Genomic DNA, 15,860 nt, shown 5'->3' on the forward strand with positions numbered 1-15,860 from the left:
TAAAAAGGCGCTCAATGATGAGCGCCTTTTAAGCGTTGCGTCAGATGATAAGGTCTGACTTCATACATATCTAATGGCAGATAGTTCAGCTTGCTGCATTCAAGGATGCGCTCCTTAAAATGCGGATAAGTCACGTGTACATGCAGCTGCGTATCAGAGATATCATAAAAACCGACATCCTGTGTCTCACCCTCGCAATCTGCAAGCTCGCCCCCTATGACTTCACCATGGAAGCTGAAATTGATGACACCACTTGATAAGTTCTGAGTGATGCAGAGGAGCCCCTTGATCTCGACATCCAGTCCTGTCTCTTCCTTCACTTCTCTCACTGCACAATCGACAAGACTTTCCTCCTTATCCAGCGCACCGCCCGGCATCTCGAGTGTGTCACTGCGATGCAGACTGCGGACGAGGAGTGTCTCACCCGCTTCATTCTGTACATAGACACTGGCGGATACACTATGCCGCGGCTGAAAGTAATTACCCGTCGGCATCATATGTGTTTCCTTCTTGGAGATGATCCACTTGTCATTAGCAATCTTCTGCAAGCGGCTGTTCTTATAGTGCGACGTTTCTTTTCTCAGATTAAAGAACTGCTGATAATGTTCACGGTCCTGAAAATCCCATATCTCCGTAATCTGAGTGTAATCTTCATCTACCCAGCGGCCGACGAGTCGCGCCCCGAGTTCAACGTAGCTGCGAAATACATGGTCGTGAAAGAAATCATTAACAGCGTTAAAGCCGTCTGGAATGATTTTGATCTCTGTCTTTACCTGATACATATTCTCACACCTTTACTGCCCTTTCTTTCATTATAGGTAAAAAAACAGAATTTTGCTAATATTTGCAGACGGATGGCTACATCAATAATTCAATGATGAGAACGGGTCCTAACAGCACAATCACAAAAAGAACCGCCAGCAGTTTCGCTTCTGTCCGGGCCATATTCAATGTCATACCAAACTGCGAGACTTTCGGTACCCAGACGTTCGGATCCTGTTTGTTGTAATAGAATAGGCCTAATACATAGTTCGAATCATCATGATAAGGTGCTTTATCATTTTCCGCTGCTGCATGTCGGTAGTCTTTATCTGCCTGCCATTGGAGGTACATGCCGGCAATCACCGGCAAGAAAGTGCCGATCAGGACGACCGGCATAAAAGCTGCTGGCAGGTTCTCATTCGGTATAATGACCTGCTGAATGGTGATAAAACTGAACAGCAGTGCCATGATCATACTGATCATAAAAATCACATAGCTGTTATTTCTGCGCGTCCTCACCTCATAATCAGCAGATGCTTTTCTAGCTGCCGGATTCAGCTTGAGCGGCATCATATCTGTCGCGTTGGAAACAGCTGCCATAATAAACAAAGTAAAAAATCCCATTCCAGCCGGCAGAAAGACCGTCATCAGACTTTTTTGTTCAAAACGGTCAGGTTGATTATCTAGACCCCAGTGTACGGCTACTCGTTCCGGTAGCTCCGGATAATGGAATAACGTATAAAGTGTGGCCAGTAAGAGTATAGCGGCTGGTATCAGATAGATAACAGACGGCAGCACATGCAGATCCTTTCTGACGGTTGTATCAGTGGCGCGGACAACCTGCTTGCCTGCCATCCAGTCCTCCTCTTCTTTCAGCTGCTTTAGAGACCGGTAGCTTCGGCTATAGATCAGCAGCTCAGCTATGATCAATGTATGGATGATAATGATAAAAGCTGCCATTCCCCATCCTGCAGATAATAGAGCCAGCAGCAGGGCCGTTAACAGGGCCGCAGCAACAGAAACGATGATGATGCTATTTCTGTAGCTCTGTTGCATCGCTTTTATTTCAGCACGGCGTTGCTGCTCATCCGGTACATAAATACTGAAGAGCAGGTTTCGTCTGATCCATCGCCCGGAAAACAACATCATCAATCCTGTCATTAAAACTATCAGACTCAGTACTAGAGTTTCCATCAGATTTTCTCCCCTTTTATCAGTTGATAAATTTCGTCATCCGTTAATTGAAGGCACTTTGCTTCATCAATAATAGGCTGCAGCCGGTTGCTGATATCTTCTTTTTCTTCTTGCGTCGCTTGACGGCGTGCAGCCGGATGAATGATGGCACCGGACTTCGGCAGCACTTGAATAAATTGTTTATCCTCAAGATAATGGTAAGCCTTATTCACGGTATGCATGTTGATACCGAGATCACCGGCTAATGCACGTCCGGAAGGCAATGGCTCATATGGCATCGCCTCACCCGTCGCAATCGCTCTGATGATCTGATTGGCTAGCTGCAAATAGAGCGGAATTTCGGACTGTTCATCAATCTCAATATAAATGGTCCTCACCTCTGTTCTATATAATATATAACAATAATCCACCTAAAAAAATATCTGTTCTATCATTAGTATATCAATACTGAGATTATTTGTAAATAAATGCTTATGATTACCTTCACGATTTACTTCCCTTTATAATAGCCTTGAGGAGATGACAATCATGAAAACTATTCTAAATACACCTTATTCATTGAAGAATCTTGAGCTGAAAAACCGGATTGTGATGCCCCCGATGTGTCAGTATTCCGTTACAGAAGAAGACGGTACACCGACTGACTGGCACTATGTTCACTACGCATCCCGTGCTGTGGGAGGGACAGGGCTTATTATTGTCGAAATGACGAATGTCGAACCGGACGGTCGTATCACTGCCAACTGTCTCGGCTTATGGGATGACGCGCAGATTCCGGCCTACAGACGATTAGTTGATATCATTCACGCGAATGGCAGTAAGGCTGCCATCCAGATCGCCCATGCCGGCCGTAAAGCGACGCATATCGAGACCCCAGTCAGTGCCTCCGAGACACCGCTTGAGGAACCGACAAAGTTCGGTCCGGTCCGTCATCCACGCGCCCTTTCAACAGAAGAAGCAGAACAGATGGTTACTAAGTATCAGGAAGCAGCACGACGTGCAGTCGAAGCCGGGTTTGATACAATTGAAATCCACGGCGCACATGGTTACTTAATCCATCAGTTCCATTCACCAGGCATCAATCACAGAGAAGATAAATACGGCCAGGATTCAGCCTTATTCGGTGTAGAAGTCATCAAAGCGGTTAAAGCGGTGATGCCGGATGATATGCCGCTGCTCTTCCGCATTTCAGCACGTGAATATATGGACGGCGGCTACGATATAGAGCATGCACTTGAGATGGGTCGCCGCTATCAAGAAGCAGGTGTAGATATCTTTGATATCTCATCAGGCGGTGAGGCACCTCCAGGGCAAGACAAACCCGGCAACTATCCAGGGTATCAGGTCAGCTTTGCACGTCGTTTCAAGGAAGAATTAGAGACACCTGTAATCGCGGTCGGTATACTGGACGAGCCGGCTGTCGCCGAGATGATACTTCAGGATAACAGTGCTGACTTAGTGGCGGTCGGCCGCGGGATGCTGAACGACCCCTACTGGGCGATTCATGCGGTCAAAGCACTCAGAGATGATATCGAAGTGCCGAAACAATATGAACGAGGGATACGTTAATGTACAACCATCTTTTATTTGACTTGGATGGTACTCTTACAGACCCAAAAGAAGGCATCACGAATTCTATCGTTCATGCACTTCATAAGATGGAGATTACAGCACCTGCTCATAACGAATTAGTTCACTTCATCGGCCCTCCTCTTAAAGACAGTTTTGAAAAAGATTACGGTCTGTACGGTGATGATAATATGCGAGCCCTAAAGTTTTATCGTGAGTACTTTGCAGATCAAGGGCTCTATGAAAATATAGTTTATCCAGGGATAGAAGATTTGCTTAATAGCCTGAAAGAAAATGGCTATCATCTCTATGTGGCAACGAGCAAACCCATTGATTATGCAAAAATCATTTTAGATCATTTTAGTCTAAGTCACTACTTTGACGGGATAGCAGGCAGTGAACTCAATGGTACACGCAATCAGAAATCAGATGTCATTCAACATCTGATTGAAGAGTTTGAGCTGCCTCAAAAAAAATGTGTTATGATCGGTGACCGCAAACATGATTTAATCGGTGCAGAGCTTAACCAGATAGACGCGATAGGGGTTTTATACGGCTATGGATCCTCAGAAGAACTTTCGTCTTACCCTGCAGTCGCACTTATAACAGATGTAGCATCTTTAAAATCGTATTTCTTAGAACCGGAAGTTTAAAAGTTTTCAGTTTAGGTTAAATAAGTAATAAATATGTAACTGGAGGTTGTTTCCATGAAATTCAAAGCGTTAGGACTCATTCTTTCCGCCGGTCTCGCACTTGCTGCCTGTGATGCGGATAACAGTAATGATAAACAGACAAATCCAGATGATAATGCGAAATCAGAAGTGAATTCTGGTGAAACGAACAAGTCAACAGACGTTAAAAGTAATGAAGATGCGAATGTAGCGAAAGATTCTGATGATAATGACATGGATGATTCGAATGACGCAGAAAAAGATGATGAAGGTCAGTCTTCTTCAAATAGTAATACCAGCAGTGAACAGGCTTTAGCACTCAACGATATCAAGTCAACACCAGACGATATCATTAAAGTGCTTGAATCGCAGAAGAACAAAGGCGAAATCACAGATATCAAGTTTGAAAAAGAGAACAATGAATGGGTGTATAAAATCAGCCAGAATGAAGGCAATAAAAATGTAGAATATACTTATGGCATGGATAGCCGTAAGTTGATGCATACTGAAGAAGACAACGAAAAGAAAACAGCCATCAATTTAGATAAAGCGATGAACTATGACGATATCATCAAGAAGGCTCAAGATAAAGTCGGTCCTAATGCCAAAGTCAAAGAATGGTCATTAGAAACAGATGATAATGTTCCTGTATTTAAAGCGACATTAGTGGACGGGACGACTGAACATGAATATAACGTTGATCCGTTCAGCGGAGCAGTGACCGAAGATAAATAAAAAAAGCGCCGAGGCGCTTTTTTTATTGCAGTAAATATTTTTCTTCGTCTCTAGAATGTATTTCGTTCAGTATAATCAGCGTTCTGAAATAATCAATGATCTGTTTACTGAACCCTTCATCTTCCATCTGACTTTTGATTTTGGTAACAAGGTCTCGCAGAAGCTGATGATCTCTCTTCAGCATGATCACTTTCTCACTTAATTCGTCTGACTGAGCAGCCATCTCACTGTAGAAGCCATCCGCTTCTTCTTCAGCATCCGCATGACTGATGACACGGGACTCCCAGAACTCCACTAACTGGACAACCTGCAGCACAATCTGCTGCTCATCATTGTCTCGCAGCATCATGACCAGATCATCTGTCATTTCTACAGCTAAAGCGAGCCCGGTATCATGAATCTGGCGATGTGCCGTCAATTGTTTAAGTGATGGTCCTGTCATCACAATCACCTCTTTTTTCTTTTCATTCTACCATTAAATGACCCAGTTCCCGTCCTTAAAGATGAACTCTTTTGTGCCATCCTTGTGAACGCCTTCAATAGAGAGATCCGGACCGCCTATCATGAAGTCGACATGAATCAGTGACTGGTTAAGGCCCTGTGCTTCCAGCTCTTCTTTAGTGAGGTCCTTACCACCTGCAAGCGCACCTGGGAATGAGCGGCCCAGCGCAACGTGACAAGATGCATTCTCATCAAACAGTGTGTTGTAGTAGAGGATGCCTGAATTTGAGATAGGCGAATCATCCGGTACCAATGCAATTTCCCCGAGTCTTCTGGCACCTTCATCTGTTTCAAGCATATTCTTCAGTACATCGTAACCTGTCGCGGCTTCGAAGTCAGTGACAGAACCCTCTTTGAAGGTCAGTGTGAAATCATCGATGATCGCGCTGTTGTAACTTAAAGGTCGTGTATTGCCGATGACCCCGTTGACGCGTCTGAAGTCTGGTGAGGTAAAGACCTCTTCAGTCGGCATATTGACCTGTATCTCAATACCATCCGCATTGACTGCGCTGGCCCCCATCCAGATATGATGCTGATTAAGTCCGATTTCAACATCTGTTCGTTCTGATTTGTAATGCAGGCGGTCATAGCCTTTCTCTGTCAATAATCGTGCGCGTGCGTTTAAGTTACGATTGTGTTCCTCCCAGGCGAGTACAGGATCCGGCTGATCCGCTCTCACTGCTGCAATCATCGCGTCAAGAAGCTTCGTGCGTGCTTCTTCTCCAGTTAAATCCGGGAAGACCAGTTCTGCCCAGGCCACGTTCGGAAAGGCGACAATACACCACGAGAAGTCAAAACGACCGACTGCACGTGCGAAATCTTTATTCAGTTCGCCGAGCGCTGTCGCGTTAGCTGCAATTTTTTCAGGATCGGCATCCTTCAGAAGTTCGGGCGTCTGTGAATAGATACGCAGATGTGCGACACGTTCTGCCAGATGGGTATCAATCCGTTGCTTCTGATAGTCATAAGTCTTTTTAAACGTTTCTATCGGAGCGTAGTCATACTTCAGCTGTGTAGAAGGTCCATCGGTCAGATCCTGGATGACTTCTACGGCTCCCGCTTCATAAGCAGCTTTCGTCACCGCTCTGACAAAATCAATCGCATCAATGTCTGAACTGATGGCTACTTTCTGGCCTTTCTGGACATTGAGTCCCACTTTCACGACTAGTTCAGCATATTTTTTGAGTTTCTCATTGTAATCCATATACATCCTCCTTTGTCTCAGTACATTAATTATATCGGAAACCGAAGTATTTAGGTAGTCTTCAGCTGAAGGAAATAGCTTATTTTTGATATAATAACCAAAAAGGAGGATGAATCAAGATGTCATTAAAAGAATACTTTGAAAATGCCTTATCAGTAGACGCTTATAAAGCACAGATGAAAGTCAACCAGACAGAGATGCAGCAGATTTACGAGCAATTTGAAACGCCGGAGGATGCACGTGTGGCTGAACTGAAAGACAGACATTTAAGAGTGCTGGCGATCAGTGAAGATTGGTGCGGCGATGCCATGATGAACAACGCCGTATTACTCAGACTGGCTGAGCAGGCTCAGATGGAGGTCAGATTTGCGCTGCGCGACAGCAACTTAGATTTAATCGACCAGTACTTAACGAACGGCACTTCACGTTCTATTCCGATCTACATCTTTATGGATGAGAATTTCGAAGAGGTTGCGGTCTGGGGTCCACGAGCAGAAGGCGTACAGGCCTTCATTACAGATTCAAGGCAAGACCTGCCGCCTAAAGATGATCCGACTTTCGAAGAAAAAAGCAAAGCTAAACATCAACTGGCGCATGATGCATTCCTTTCAACACCTGCATTCTGGAACGATGTCTATACCTCAATCCTGAATAAAGTCGCACAATAAAAACCTGACATAGTCAGGTTTTTTATTGTGTCCAGTAATACATGACCTCATCCTGGTGAATCTGTCTGAAGCCCAGCTTCTCAAGCACTCTTATTGAGGCTTTATTCTCCTTGAGACATTCCGCTTTAATGGTCAGTTCAGGATTAATGGAACGTACGTAGGAGATGAGTGCACCCACACTTTCAGTTGCATAGCCTTGCCCGCGATATGCCTCTTCAAATCCATATCCTACTTCAATCTCCTGATACTGATTCGGCTTCCCTTTAAAGCCGATATCGCCGATATAAGTGCCGTTCTTCAGCTGCACAATCCAGGCATCCCAACCTTTGAGCGTTGGATCGATTGCCAGTTTCTGCAGGTGCTGGAAGAAACGTTGATGCTGATTGTATTCTGTACCCATTTCATCGATTAAGTTCTGGTCTAACGGTCTGATTATCAGCCGTTCTGTCTGCAGCTTATCACATAGCATAGCGCCACCTCATGATGATTATAGCATCCGCGCGCGATGATCACTGTATCAAAAAACACAGCATTATTCGAATAGTTTGACGTCAACCTGCTCACCTTCCATTTTAAGGAACGTATAGAGCTGACTGCGGTGATGACTGAGATGCGTCAGTATCACCAGAAGCCATTCTTTCTGGTTATATGTTGTGCCCCAGTAACTGGCCGTCTTCACCATCAGGTCTTCCGGTTCCAGCTCCTTATAGGCATCTTTCAGAATGCTGAAGCTCAGATCAAGACGTGCTTCCAGCATCTCTGTTGACGTCAGTTCTTTCTGCCAGTAGTGTGCGAACTGGTCTATCTCTTCCTTCGAGACACCTTGGCTGAGCCGGTAGTCCGCTTCAGGTAACAGCACAATATGGTTCAGCAGTTCCTGACACGTGCGGCCGCCCGGATAGATCTCCTGTTCCATAGAGAAAAAGCTGACACGGCGGAACAACTGCTTCAGACTTTCAATCTGCCAGCTGATCTGATTCATGATTTCATTCATTGCTCTGCCTCCACTAAATAAAGATGTCTCGTTGCACGTGATGCTACTGTATATAAAAGATAACGGTCCTTATCAGCATCGTAAAGATCGTAATCAAGGAGGAAGACGTGTGTGAACTCAAACCCTTTTGACATATAGTTCGGCATCAGGATCTTCCCTTTTGTAAAAGTATATTGGTCGTGACTCAGTAAGGTGACGCCTGGCAGCTCCTCTGCGACTTCTGCTGCATGGGCTGCGTCCCGCGCTATAATAGCGACACTGTCTGAATCCAGTTGTCTGAGTTTCTCCTTGAACTCACTGTAAGACAGCTGCACAACCGGATCACCATGTACACCAAGAGACTGGGTGGTCGTATTGCCGATCAGCGACTTCGTGAAATCCGTGATTTCAACTGTTGAGCGATATGACTTAGTGAGTTCAATGGCTTCTCCCTTCAACTGACTGCTGATGACTGGATGCACCAGCTGATGACGGTCACCGAGCATGGTCTTTCTTGCATTCGGAAATACCGCGGAGATTGCAGCGAGCTGCACCGGGCTATAGTCCTGCACTTCATCAATAATCAGATGCTGGATCTTCGGTTCTCGCTGAAGCCCTTTGACTTTGATCGTCAGCAGTAAAAGCGGCGCGATATCTTCATAGTTCAGTTTTCTTTCGCGCAGTGACTCAAGCGTTGTCTGCCGTACTGCTTTGTCCAGCTTCTGCAGAATATCGAGATAGATCTTTTCGACGTTGACGAATTCCAGACGCTGAATATAATTTCTGACGATACGGAACTGCTTCGTCTTCTCATTTTTTGCCTGTCTTTCAAGTTCTTCGTCTGTCCCGATATAACTAGGCACTCTCTTCAGTGCCTTTGCGCGTTCTTTGATGGCCTTATGCAGTACTGCTTCGTAGCGCGGCCAGAGCTCCACCTGCATCTTCTTCAGACGGGTATCAATCGGCGAGTCTTTGAACTTCCCATAGAACAGTTCCGTCAGTTCCTCTGAAGTGGCAAAATACTCATCTTTAATTTTGATGGTCCGGAATTTGATACCCCTCTCCGCCAGATGACTGACATGCCTGTTGATTGCATCGAGGAGACGCGGCGAAGACTTCAGTTGATATGCGGACGTGTCGCTGGCTGTACGCATGCGTTCAATATGCTGGAACAAGGTCTCAAATTCGTAGCCCCGTCTTAACTTATCATGCAGACGATAAAAAGGCAGCGCATTAATCGAAGCTTCGCCGAGCTCCGGTAATACTTCTGCGATATAATCGCCGAACATTTCATTCGGTGTGATGAACAGCATATGCTCTGCATTCATTTTATGGCGATGCAGGTACAGGAGGTAAGCAATACGCTGCATGGCAATCGACGTCTTACCGCTTCCTGGTGGGCCGAGCACAAGAACATCCTGTGCCGAATTCTGACGGATAATGCGGTTCTGATCTGCCTGGATGGTGGTGACGATAGATTTCATCTTGTCTTTCGCTGTATCGACCAGGAGATGCTGCAGGGCATCATCACCGATATAAAGCTCCGAATCAAAGACATCCAGCAGTCTGCCGTCTTCAATAACCAGCTGAATACGTTCCTTGACGTCCACCGACTGCATGCCTACGGTCGGTACTTCGTAATCCACATTTCCCAGGTGATTCGCATAATAAGCAGATGCAATGGGCGTCCGCCAGTCATAGATGATAAGATCGCGCGTCGACGGATCTTTCAGGCTGTTGAGACCAATGTAGAGTTTCTCTGTTCCATCGTCGTCATCAGCAATGGTCACAGCACCGAAGTAGGGTCTGTCCTTCATCTTGCCCAGACTATGCTTCACGTCCTGTCTGCTGACCTGCAGTTCCTCCTGAAACTTCAGCGACGGCAGCACCTGTGAGTACTCAATCTGTGCATCATCGGAAATTTCTGTACCGAGTTCCTCGAGTGCAAAACGACGTTCTTCAATGAGTTCGCCTGTCGTTTTCTCAAGTTCTCCGGAAAGTTCATTGTGTATAATATCAATCAGGCTTTTGACACCTTCTAAATGTCGTGCCTCTTGTTTTTTAGAGACCATAACGTCCTCCTTTTTCGCGTATGATAAGTTTAGCGAATCTATACGAAATGTAAACCTATTTGTTTCTTAAGGCGCGGCGGAGGTGAGACGCTGTCAGCTTACGGTTTGTCACGAGCTGTCTGAATTCCCTCGGGGTCAAATAAGACAGGCGAATGTGGAAGTAATTGATGTATTCGAGCCACATAAAAATATAAGTCAGTGCAATCAACAGCCACATATCCTGTGAATGAGGCAAAGTCATGACGATGGCTATAGTAGCCGAAATGAGTATCAGGATGATGATGCTCTGCAGGTATCTGAACCTTTGAATTTGAAGGTCGGTAAGAGCAAGTGCTTTCCTGTTATCCACATGTCGTTTCATGATGCCCCAGAAATAACTCCCTGTCAGTAGTATGAGGCTGATATTGATAACGGATAGAAATGTCGCAGGGCTGAGAAGGAAAACGCGCGTCTCAGGCTTAAAGAAAGCCGTGCCGAACCACAGCAGCATGAAACCTGCTGCTGACAGACCTTCCCCGAAATAAAGCTGATTGACTTCCTTCTGCAATTTGTTCGGCATAACAATCGATAACTCCTTTGTTATAGCGTAGACCTGGTGCAATTAGACGTTTTTGCACCAGCTTCCTTCGAGACCTGGTGCAATTAGATGTTTTTGCACCAGCTTTTTTCGAGACTTGGTGCAATTAGATGTTTTTGCACCAGCTTCCTTCGAGACTTGGTGCAATTAGACGCTTTTGCAATAGCTTCTATTTCTTTTCTCCTAGACTATATGTTGCTCCTTTGGTATGTCCCGCTTTAGTAAAATGCTGATTAAGCAGACGTTGGAGCGTAGATCTCGAAGGATGACCGCACCACTCCAGCGCTTCCCTGTAAGTGAAAGGTTCTCCTTTTAAATAAAATAGCTCATTCAAGCTCGCCCGCAGCATTTCTGTTATCTTGATGACTTTATGACACTGCGCGCATTCATGGTGAATCTTCCCTTTGTAGATGATCTGTCCAAGCTTTCTGCACTCCGGGCATCTGACTCCGGGCTGAACTTCTGCAAAAGGGACTCTGAGCGGTTGATTAAGATGATCAAACGGATGATGATAGTCTATCAATAATCTTCCGACTTCCAGCTGCGTGTCCTGTATGACGCTTTTTCTGTATCTTTTAAGATGGTCGTGCAGCTGTCCCCGCATCAACCAGCTGGAATCCACTGCACCACTCACATGAAAATGCTCATTGATAAATACTAAATAACTTTCTACTTTATCATGATACCCTGACTGCTGCATCAGGGCTTCCAGAATGGCATGTGCACGTTCCAACTGATGCTGCGGATTATGATAGTGTCGGTTATAGCTTGATACTAGCCGCCCCTCTGCAAACTTGAACTGTCCTTTAAAATTTTTGATGTCATAATGGATGAGCTTGCCGGCTGTGATCAGCAAAACATCATACTGTGCGCTGCCTAAAAAGGGTGCCGACAAAGTCACGTCCCATAAAACGACGCCATAGTCTTTGACCATCTCCACAAAAGTCTTCTCACCACTATACCCAAGTGCCGTCCGTACAAAATCAGAGTGCTGACTTTCATCCAACATACAACGTTCTTCCAGAGACCAGTAATAGTTCAATTTATCAAGGGCAGCTGTCTGTAAAATCATTATCTATCCAGCCTGAAAATCTGCTGCATCTGTGTGCGTCTGCCTTGTACCATGTCCAGCAGCATCTTGCTGCCGAATGCGGAATAGACTGTGCCATTTCCACCGTAGCCGAGCAGCATATAGCAGTTCTTCTTGCCCGGCACTTCACCGATGAACGGCAGACCGTCTTTTGTTTCACCGAATCGCGCCCCATAACGTGCATCGATCTCGATTTCAATATGCGGGAACATCCGCGCAAATTCACGCTTCAGCTTTTGAGTCTTCCGGCCGATACGCCACTTACCCGGCACCCGTTTCTGATTATCATCCAGCCCACCGATGACGATGCGATTTTCCTGTGCATGCCGCATATAGAGGTAAGGTCGCGCTGTCTCCCAGAGCATCGCGTTTCTCGGCCATAATTCCGTGACCGGCTGCGTGACAATCGCGTAGGATCTGACGAGTTTTCGTTTCTTGATTTTCTTAACAAAATGATTGTCCGCATAACCGCCTGCATAGACCGCATGGTTCGCTGTTATCTCAGCACCCCCTGTTGTCCGGCAGACCACTCGTCCTTTCTTCGTCCGCCAGCTGGCCAGTTCAGTGTCTGCATAAATCTGTAAATCATAATCGCTGACCGCTTTCTCCAGCAGCCGCTGGATAAAGATATAAGGATTGATCTCTGCATCTTCATAAGTGATGAGCGCGCCTGCCGCCTCAATGTCATAACGTTTCTTCAGTTCGTTTTTATCCAGCAGCTGACAGGGAAAACCATATTTTCTGAGGGCGACATATTCTTTTTTCAGAAAGCGGGCATCTTTCTTCTTGGATGCATGCAGCACACTTTCCCGTTTGATGAACCGCACATCATCCGGCAGTTCATGGCATAGCGCTTCAATACGTGACAGTCCTTCATATGACTGACGGTAGAAGTGATAGGCTGCCTCGGCACCGAAATCCTCAATACATTCATGCAGTGCCTTGTCACTCATGTACTGCAAGAGCCCGGTATTGGCAGCTGAACTTTCCGCAGCAATCTTGCCCTTATCAATCAGCACGGTCTGATAACCCGCCTGGGCAAATGTATAGGCACTGAGCGCACCGCTCATACCGCCGCCGACAATCAGCACCTCGCACTGAATGGATGTGTCGAGTTGTGGATAATCGTGTCCTTCAAAAGTATGGGGCCAGAATAATTTTCCGTTATGCAGCATAATAGACCTTCTTCCTGATAATATGTGTAAAAAGATGTGAGACGGGTAAAGATTACTAAATTCAATGGATAAAGGAGCTTTTTTCTCATGTCTGAAAGCAATCAATATTTAAAGATTGAAGTACTGATGGAAGATCATGTGGTTATCCATCATTTTGAGCGTGTGACAACAAATGAAACGATTACATTCAATAATTTCATCGCTAAACTAGGCCGCGACGCGAACGGCTTCCTGACGATAAAAGAACAAGATGATTTCTCTTCTATCAATGTCAATAAAATCATCAAGCTTTCGCCACAAGGTATTGAAGAACTGTAAAAAATCAGCTGCGGCTGATTTTTTTTATCATTTTCAAAAGGAGACTTAAATGGAAGAACAATTATTCGAAGATTTAACAGACAGACATGAACAGGACAAAAAAGCAGTCGATCTGTCAGAACTTTTCTATGACCTGGTCTTTGTCTATGCCATCTCACAGATTTCTCATACCATTCTGTATACAGAGAATGGGGATATTCCTCTGCTAAATTTTATCAAATATTTTATCATGACGCTCGTTTTCTATACAGTCTGGTCCTATCAGACGACTTATACCAACCGTTTCGGACTGATACGGGCCAAGGATCTCTTTTTCCTGCTCTTCAACATGTTCATCGCTATCTTCTTAGCGATCAGCTTAAAAGGTGATATTCGTTCAGTGTTTGATTCCATCAATGTCTGTATCGCCATTCTATTCATCAGTACCAGCCTGCAGTTCTTTCTATCTCTCAAGGATAAAATCTTAGCGCATGACCGCTTCGCCGCCAAACTATTCGGCACCATCATGCTCATCAGTGCCTGTCTTGCTATCGCCGCTATCTTTGCGACAGGGCCATTTATGTACGGGCTATTCATCACAGCTATTCTGTCGGCCAGCCTGCTGCCGATGCCTTTCAGAAAGAGGATCCAGCTGTCAGGTGTCAACATCCCCCATATGGCAGAACGCTATTCGCTGCTCACCATTATCATGTTCGGTGAAGCGATTATCGGTCTGACAGAAATCTTTGATATCAAGCACCTGCATTTCACTTATCCTATTCTGTTCATTACGCTGATTTCATTGTTCGGTACCTACTGGCTGAAATCCAACCGATTGATTCAAAAAGAGAACTACTCGTCAGGACTGACCATGACCGTCGCTCACTTTCTTATCATTCTAGGTCTGGGTATGGTCAATGCCTCTTTAGTCTTAAATGCGGAGGAACCTGTTGAAGATTCATTTAAGATTCAGTTGATGCATGCAGCCTTTGCCTTCTTTTATGCCGGCATGCTCTTAACACTTCAGTATTCACATGAGAAATTCACGAGTGACCGCACGCTCCGGATAGTGATACCGATTATCCTGATCATCAGTTTCATCATCGCTTATTTCACTAGACATATGCCCTATACGCTGACCCTTACAGGCGCCGTGACCACTACAGTGATATTCTTTGTTTACTTCTATATTTACAAAAAGAAACATCCAGACATAGAGAAAGAGGACTAGTGATAGTCCTCTTTTTTCACGTTCTCTGTATAGAGTTTCTTGATTTCACCGGATTCACTGATCAGTACAGCTGTCATATTATCGAAGTTGCCCGCACCGCTATCAATATTGAGCGCGTGATATTTCTTGCTGTATTCTGCATGTTTCGACTCAGTCGGCGTATGGCCGAACACCTGCAGTTTCTTCATATTCTTCAGACGTCCCCGATATCTGAGGACACTCCAGCTCGAATTCTCCTTGAATTTACGCAGACCGAGCCAGTTGACACCTGCATGGGTGACGTAGATGACTTCATCTTCATAACGGAGCGGCAGACGCTTCATCCATTTCAGGTCATCCCGATATTGATCTCGCAGATCATACTTCGCCAGCGTATTGCGAAAGTTTTCTTTGATCTCCTGCAACGGTATATCCTTCTCGATATACTGGACCATTTCATATTCATGATTCCCTTTGATGCACACTGTGCCAGGATACTTAACTTGCAAGGCTCTGACGAGTTCTACGACCTTGTGAGAATGTTTCCCTTTATTGATATAATCGCCGACAAAAATCAACTTCTGATGGTCGCTGTCCCAGTGCTGAAGCAATTTCTTCAGTGTGTAGAAACAGCCATGCACATCACCCACAATAAAATAATCCATTGTTTTATCACCCTTTAAAGTAGTGCTTTTATTTTACCACTTCAAGAAAGAAAAAAACTATGAATCAGTGATTATAAGCTTTTAACTTTTTTAAGAGTTGCTTCTTGTCAGCCTTATCCATAAAGAAGGTATAGCCTTCTTTGTCGTCAGGCGTCAGCGTGTAGGCATTTAAACCGGTGTAAGACCAGAGCTGCTGCTTAGTTAATCCTGTCTTCTCAATCTCTTTATTCAGCGCCTCATTCAGCTCCGCTTCATCGACAGTCCAGCTGAAATAGAAATACGTGAACACGAGTGCCAGAACTACATGAACGACTATCTTCAGCCAGGCATGCTGTGACTGATAAGAAGGCAGTCCAAAAAAGATATACGGAATGACCCACGCACTGACAAACAGCCACGGGTGACGCTCTATTTTTTTAATCATCTATTCTCCTCCTCAGTCAGAACATTATCCGCAGCCATCATGTGACAACCCCCTTTACTGTCATCTTACTTCA

19 protein-coding genes are annotated in these 15,860 nt (G+C 45.1%); 6 read left to right on the top strand and 13 right to left on the bottom strand.

What is annotated here, in order from left to right; genetic code table 11:
* Positions 1-11: 11 nt before the first annotated feature.
* The 3 genes from QSV55_RS09640 to QSV55_RS09650 form a co-directional block, all read right to left on the bottom strand.
* The gene (locus tag QSV55_RS09640) at positions 12-782 is read right to left on the bottom strand and encodes an NUDIX hydrolase (protein ID WP_289650034.1); all 771 of its coding nucleotides are present in this window, start codon (positions 780-782) and stop codon (positions 12-14) included.
* A gap of 76 nt (positions 783-858) precedes the next feature.
* Positions 859-1,956 carry a DUF1648 domain-containing protein gene (locus QSV55_RS09645; protein WP_289650035.1) on the bottom strand — a complete coding sequence of 366 codons (1,098 nt, stop codon included), beginning with the start codon at positions 1,954-1,956 and terminating at the stop codon, positions 859-861.
* A complete protein-coding gene (locus tag QSV55_RS09650; protein WP_243721473.1) occupies positions 1,956-2,333 on the bottom strand; it encodes a GntR family transcriptional regulator in 378 nt (125 codons plus the stop codon). The genes QSV55_RS09645 and QSV55_RS09650 overlap by 1 nt, the downstream gene beginning before the upstream one ends.
* Positions 2,334-2,484: 151 nt before the next feature.
* On the opposite strand from QSV55_RS09650, the gene QSV55_RS09655 reads away from it, so the two are divergent.
* Genes QSV55_RS09655 through QSV55_RS09665 form a run of 3 tightly spaced genes read left to right on the top strand, consistent with a single transcriptional unit; the run spans position 2,485 to position 4,931 of the window.
* Positions 2,485-3,525, top strand: a complete 1,041-nt coding sequence (locus tag QSV55_RS09655) for an NADH:flavin oxidoreductase/NADH oxidase (RefSeq protein ID WP_289650036.1) — start codon at positions 2,485-2,487, stop codon at positions 3,523-3,525.
* The gene (locus QSV55_RS09660; RefSeq protein WP_289650037.1) at positions 3,525-4,178 is read left to right on the top strand and encodes an HAD-IA family hydrolase; all 654 of its coding nucleotides are present in this window, start codon (positions 3,525-3,527) and stop codon (positions 4,176-4,178) included. The genes QSV55_RS09655 and QSV55_RS09660 overlap by 1 nt, the downstream gene beginning before the upstream one ends.
* A 54-nt stretch (positions 4,179-4,232) precedes the next feature.
* Positions 4,233-4,931, top strand: coding sequence for a PepSY domain-containing protein (locus QSV55_RS09665; RefSeq protein WP_289650038.1), 699 nt, complete (start codon positions 4,233-4,235; stop codon positions 4,929-4,931).
* A gap of 22 nt (positions 4,932-4,953) precedes the next feature.
* Here the strand turns inward: QSV55_RS09665 and QSV55_RS09670 are convergent, their stop codons facing one another.
* Together QSV55_RS09670 and QSV55_RS09675 are read right to left on the bottom strand one after the other, a co-directional pair.
* On the bottom strand, positions 4,954-5,373 hold the full coding sequence (locus QSV55_RS09670) for a hypothetical protein (protein WP_289650039.1): 420 nt from the start codon (positions 5,371-5,373) through the stop codon (positions 4,954-4,956).
* Positions 5,374-5,406: 33 nt separating this feature from the next.
* Positions 5,407-6,636, bottom strand: a complete 1,230-nt coding sequence (locus tag QSV55_RS09675; protein ID WP_133451863.1) for an aminopeptidase — start codon at positions 6,634-6,636, stop codon at positions 5,407-5,409.
* 119 nt (positions 6,637-6,755) lie between these two features.
* Between QSV55_RS09675 and QSV55_RS09680 the strand changes: the two genes are divergently transcribed.
* Positions 6,756-7,304, top strand: coding sequence for a thioredoxin family protein (locus QSV55_RS09680; protein WP_289650040.1), 549 nt, complete (start codon positions 6,756-6,758; stop codon positions 7,302-7,304).
* 22 nt (positions 7,305-7,326) lie between these two features.
* Here QSV55_RS09680 and QSV55_RS09685 read toward each other — a convergent pair whose 3' ends face one another.
* The 6 genes from QSV55_RS09685 to QSV55_RS09710 all read right to left on the bottom strand — a co-directional run bounded on the left by QSV55_RS09685 (position 7,327) and on the right by QSV55_RS09710 (position 13,191).
* Entirely contained in the window at positions 7,327-7,773 is a 447-nt protein-coding gene (locus QSV55_RS09685; RefSeq protein ID WP_133451865.1) for a GNAT family N-acetyltransferase, read from the bottom strand.
* A gap of 63 nt (positions 7,774-7,836) precedes the next feature.
* Entirely contained in the window at positions 7,837-8,298 is a 462-nt protein-coding gene (locus QSV55_RS09690; protein ID WP_133451866.1) for a DinB family protein, read from the bottom strand.
* Positions 8,295-10,349, bottom strand: coding sequence for a HelD family protein (locus tag QSV55_RS09695; protein ID WP_289650041.1), 2,055 nt, complete (start codon positions 10,347-10,349; stop codon positions 8,295-8,297). Before QSV55_RS09695 ends, QSV55_RS09690 begins: the two co-directional genes overlap by 4 nt.
* 55 nt (positions 10,350-10,404) lie before the next feature.
* Positions 10,405-10,908: a hypothetical protein gene (locus tag QSV55_RS09700; RefSeq protein ID WP_133451868.1), complete on the bottom strand. Its 504-nt coding sequence runs from the start codon at positions 10,906-10,908 to the stop codon at positions 10,405-10,407.
* A gap of 187 nt (positions 10,909-11,095) precedes the next feature.
* The gene (locus tag QSV55_RS09705; RefSeq protein WP_289650042.1) at positions 11,096-11,998 is read right to left on the bottom strand and encodes a nuclease-related domain-containing protein; all 903 of its coding nucleotides are present in this window, start codon (positions 11,996-11,998) and stop codon (positions 11,096-11,098) included.
* Complete coding sequence (locus tag QSV55_RS09710; RefSeq protein ID WP_289650043.1) at positions 11,998-13,191, bottom strand: NAD(P)/FAD-dependent oxidoreductase; 1,194 nt, start codon at positions 13,189-13,191, stop codon at positions 11,998-12,000. Before QSV55_RS09710 ends, QSV55_RS09705 begins: the two co-directional genes overlap by 1 nt.
* Before the next feature lie 87 nt (positions 13,192-13,278).
* Here QSV55_RS09710 and QSV55_RS09715 point away from each other — a divergent pair, with 87 nt between their 5' ends.
* Positions 13,279-13,509: a hypothetical protein gene (locus QSV55_RS09715; protein ID WP_133451871.1), complete on the top strand. Its 231-nt coding sequence runs from the start codon at positions 13,279-13,281 to the stop codon at positions 13,507-13,509.
* Between the two features lie 49 nt (positions 13,510-13,558).
* Entirely contained in the window at positions 13,559-14,719 is a 1,161-nt protein-coding gene (locus tag QSV55_RS09720; RefSeq protein WP_289650044.1) for a low temperature requirement protein A, read from the top strand.
* Here the strand turns inward: QSV55_RS09720 and QSV55_RS09725 are convergent.
* Positions 14,716-15,363 (bottom strand): metallophosphoesterase family protein, encoded by a 648-nt coding sequence (locus QSV55_RS09725; protein ID WP_289650045.1) that lies wholly within the window; start codon positions 15,361-15,363, stop codon positions 14,716-14,718. The two genes, QSV55_RS09720 and QSV55_RS09725, sit on opposite strands and share 4 nt — an antisense overlap.
* A 64-nt stretch (positions 15,364-15,427) precedes the next feature.
* Positions 15,428-15,787, bottom strand: a complete 360-nt coding sequence (locus QSV55_RS09730; RefSeq protein WP_289650046.1) for a hypothetical protein — start codon at positions 15,785-15,787, stop codon at positions 15,428-15,430.
* Positions 15,788-15,860: the final 73 nt, after the last annotated feature.

The organism is Macrococcus bovicus (assembly GCF_030376725.1).
Taxonomy (GTDB): Bacteria; Bacillota; Bacilli; order Staphylococcales; family Staphylococcaceae; genus Macrococcus; species Macrococcus bovicus.

Bases quoted from the DNA above. Each gene is read 5' to 3' on its own strand.
- QSV55_RS09640 (WP_289650034.1), bottom strand. From the start codon at position 782: ATGTATCAGGTAAAGACAGAGATCAAAATCATTCCAGACGGCTTTAAC.
- QSV55_RS09645 (WP_289650035.1), bottom strand. From the start codon at position 1,956: ATGGAAACTCTAGTACTGAGTCTGATAGTTTTAATGACAGGATTGATG.
- QSV55_RS09655 (WP_289650036.1), top strand. From the start codon at position 2,485: ATGAAAACTATTCTAAATACACCTTATTCATTGAAGAATCTTGAGCTG.
- QSV55_RS09660 (WP_289650037.1), top strand. From the start codon at position 3,525: ATGTACAACCATCTTTTATTTGACTTGGATGGTACTCTTACAGACCCA.
- QSV55_RS09665 (WP_289650038.1), top strand. From the start codon at position 4,233: ATGAAATTCAAAGCGTTAGGACTCATTCTTTCCGCCGGTCTCGCACTT.
- QSV55_RS09670 (WP_289650039.1), bottom strand. From the start codon at position 5,373: ATGACAGGACCATCACTTAAACAATTGACGGCACATCGCCAGATTCAT.
- QSV55_RS09675 (WP_133451863.1), bottom strand. From the start codon at position 6,636: ATGGATTACAATGAGAAACTCAAAAAATATGCTGAACTAGTCGTGAAA.
- QSV55_RS09680 (WP_289650040.1), top strand. From the start codon at position 6,756: ATGTCATTAAAAGAATACTTTGAAAATGCCTTATCAGTAGACGCTTAT.
- QSV55_RS09685 (WP_133451865.1), bottom strand. From the start codon at position 7,773: ATGCTATGTGATAAGCTGCAGACAGAACGGCTGATAATCAGACCGTTA.
- QSV55_RS09690 (WP_133451866.1), bottom strand. From the start codon at position 8,298: ATGAATGAAATCATGAATCAGATCAGCTGGCAGATTGAAAGTCTGAAG.
- QSV55_RS09695 (WP_289650041.1), bottom strand. From the start codon at position 10,349: ATGGTCTCTAAAAAACAAGAGGCACGACATTTAGAAGGTGTCAAAAGC.
- QSV55_RS09700 (WP_133451868.1), bottom strand. From the start codon at position 10,908: ATGCCGAACAAATTGCAGAAGGAAGTCAATCAGCTTTATTTCGGGGAA.
- QSV55_RS09705 (WP_289650042.1), bottom strand. From the start codon at position 11,998: ATGATTTTACAGACAGCTGCCCTTGATAAATTGAACTATTACTGGTCT.
- QSV55_RS09710 (WP_289650043.1), bottom strand. From the start codon at position 13,191: ATGCTGCATAACGGAAAATTATTCTGGCCCCATACTTTTGAAGGACAC.
- QSV55_RS09715 (WP_133451871.1), top strand. From the start codon at position 13,279: ATGTCTGAAAGCAATCAATATTTAAAGATTGAAGTACTGATGGAAGAT.
- QSV55_RS09720 (WP_289650044.1), top strand. From the start codon at position 13,559: ATGGAAGAACAATTATTCGAAGATTTAACAGACAGACATGAACAGGAC.
- QSV55_RS09725 (WP_289650045.1), bottom strand. From the start codon at position 15,363: ATGGATTATTTTATTGTGGGTGATGTGCATGGCTGTTTCTACACACTG.
- QSV55_RS09730 (WP_289650046.1), bottom strand. From the start codon at position 15,787: ATGATTAAAAAAATAGAGCGTCACCCGTGGCTGTTTGTCAGTGCGTGG.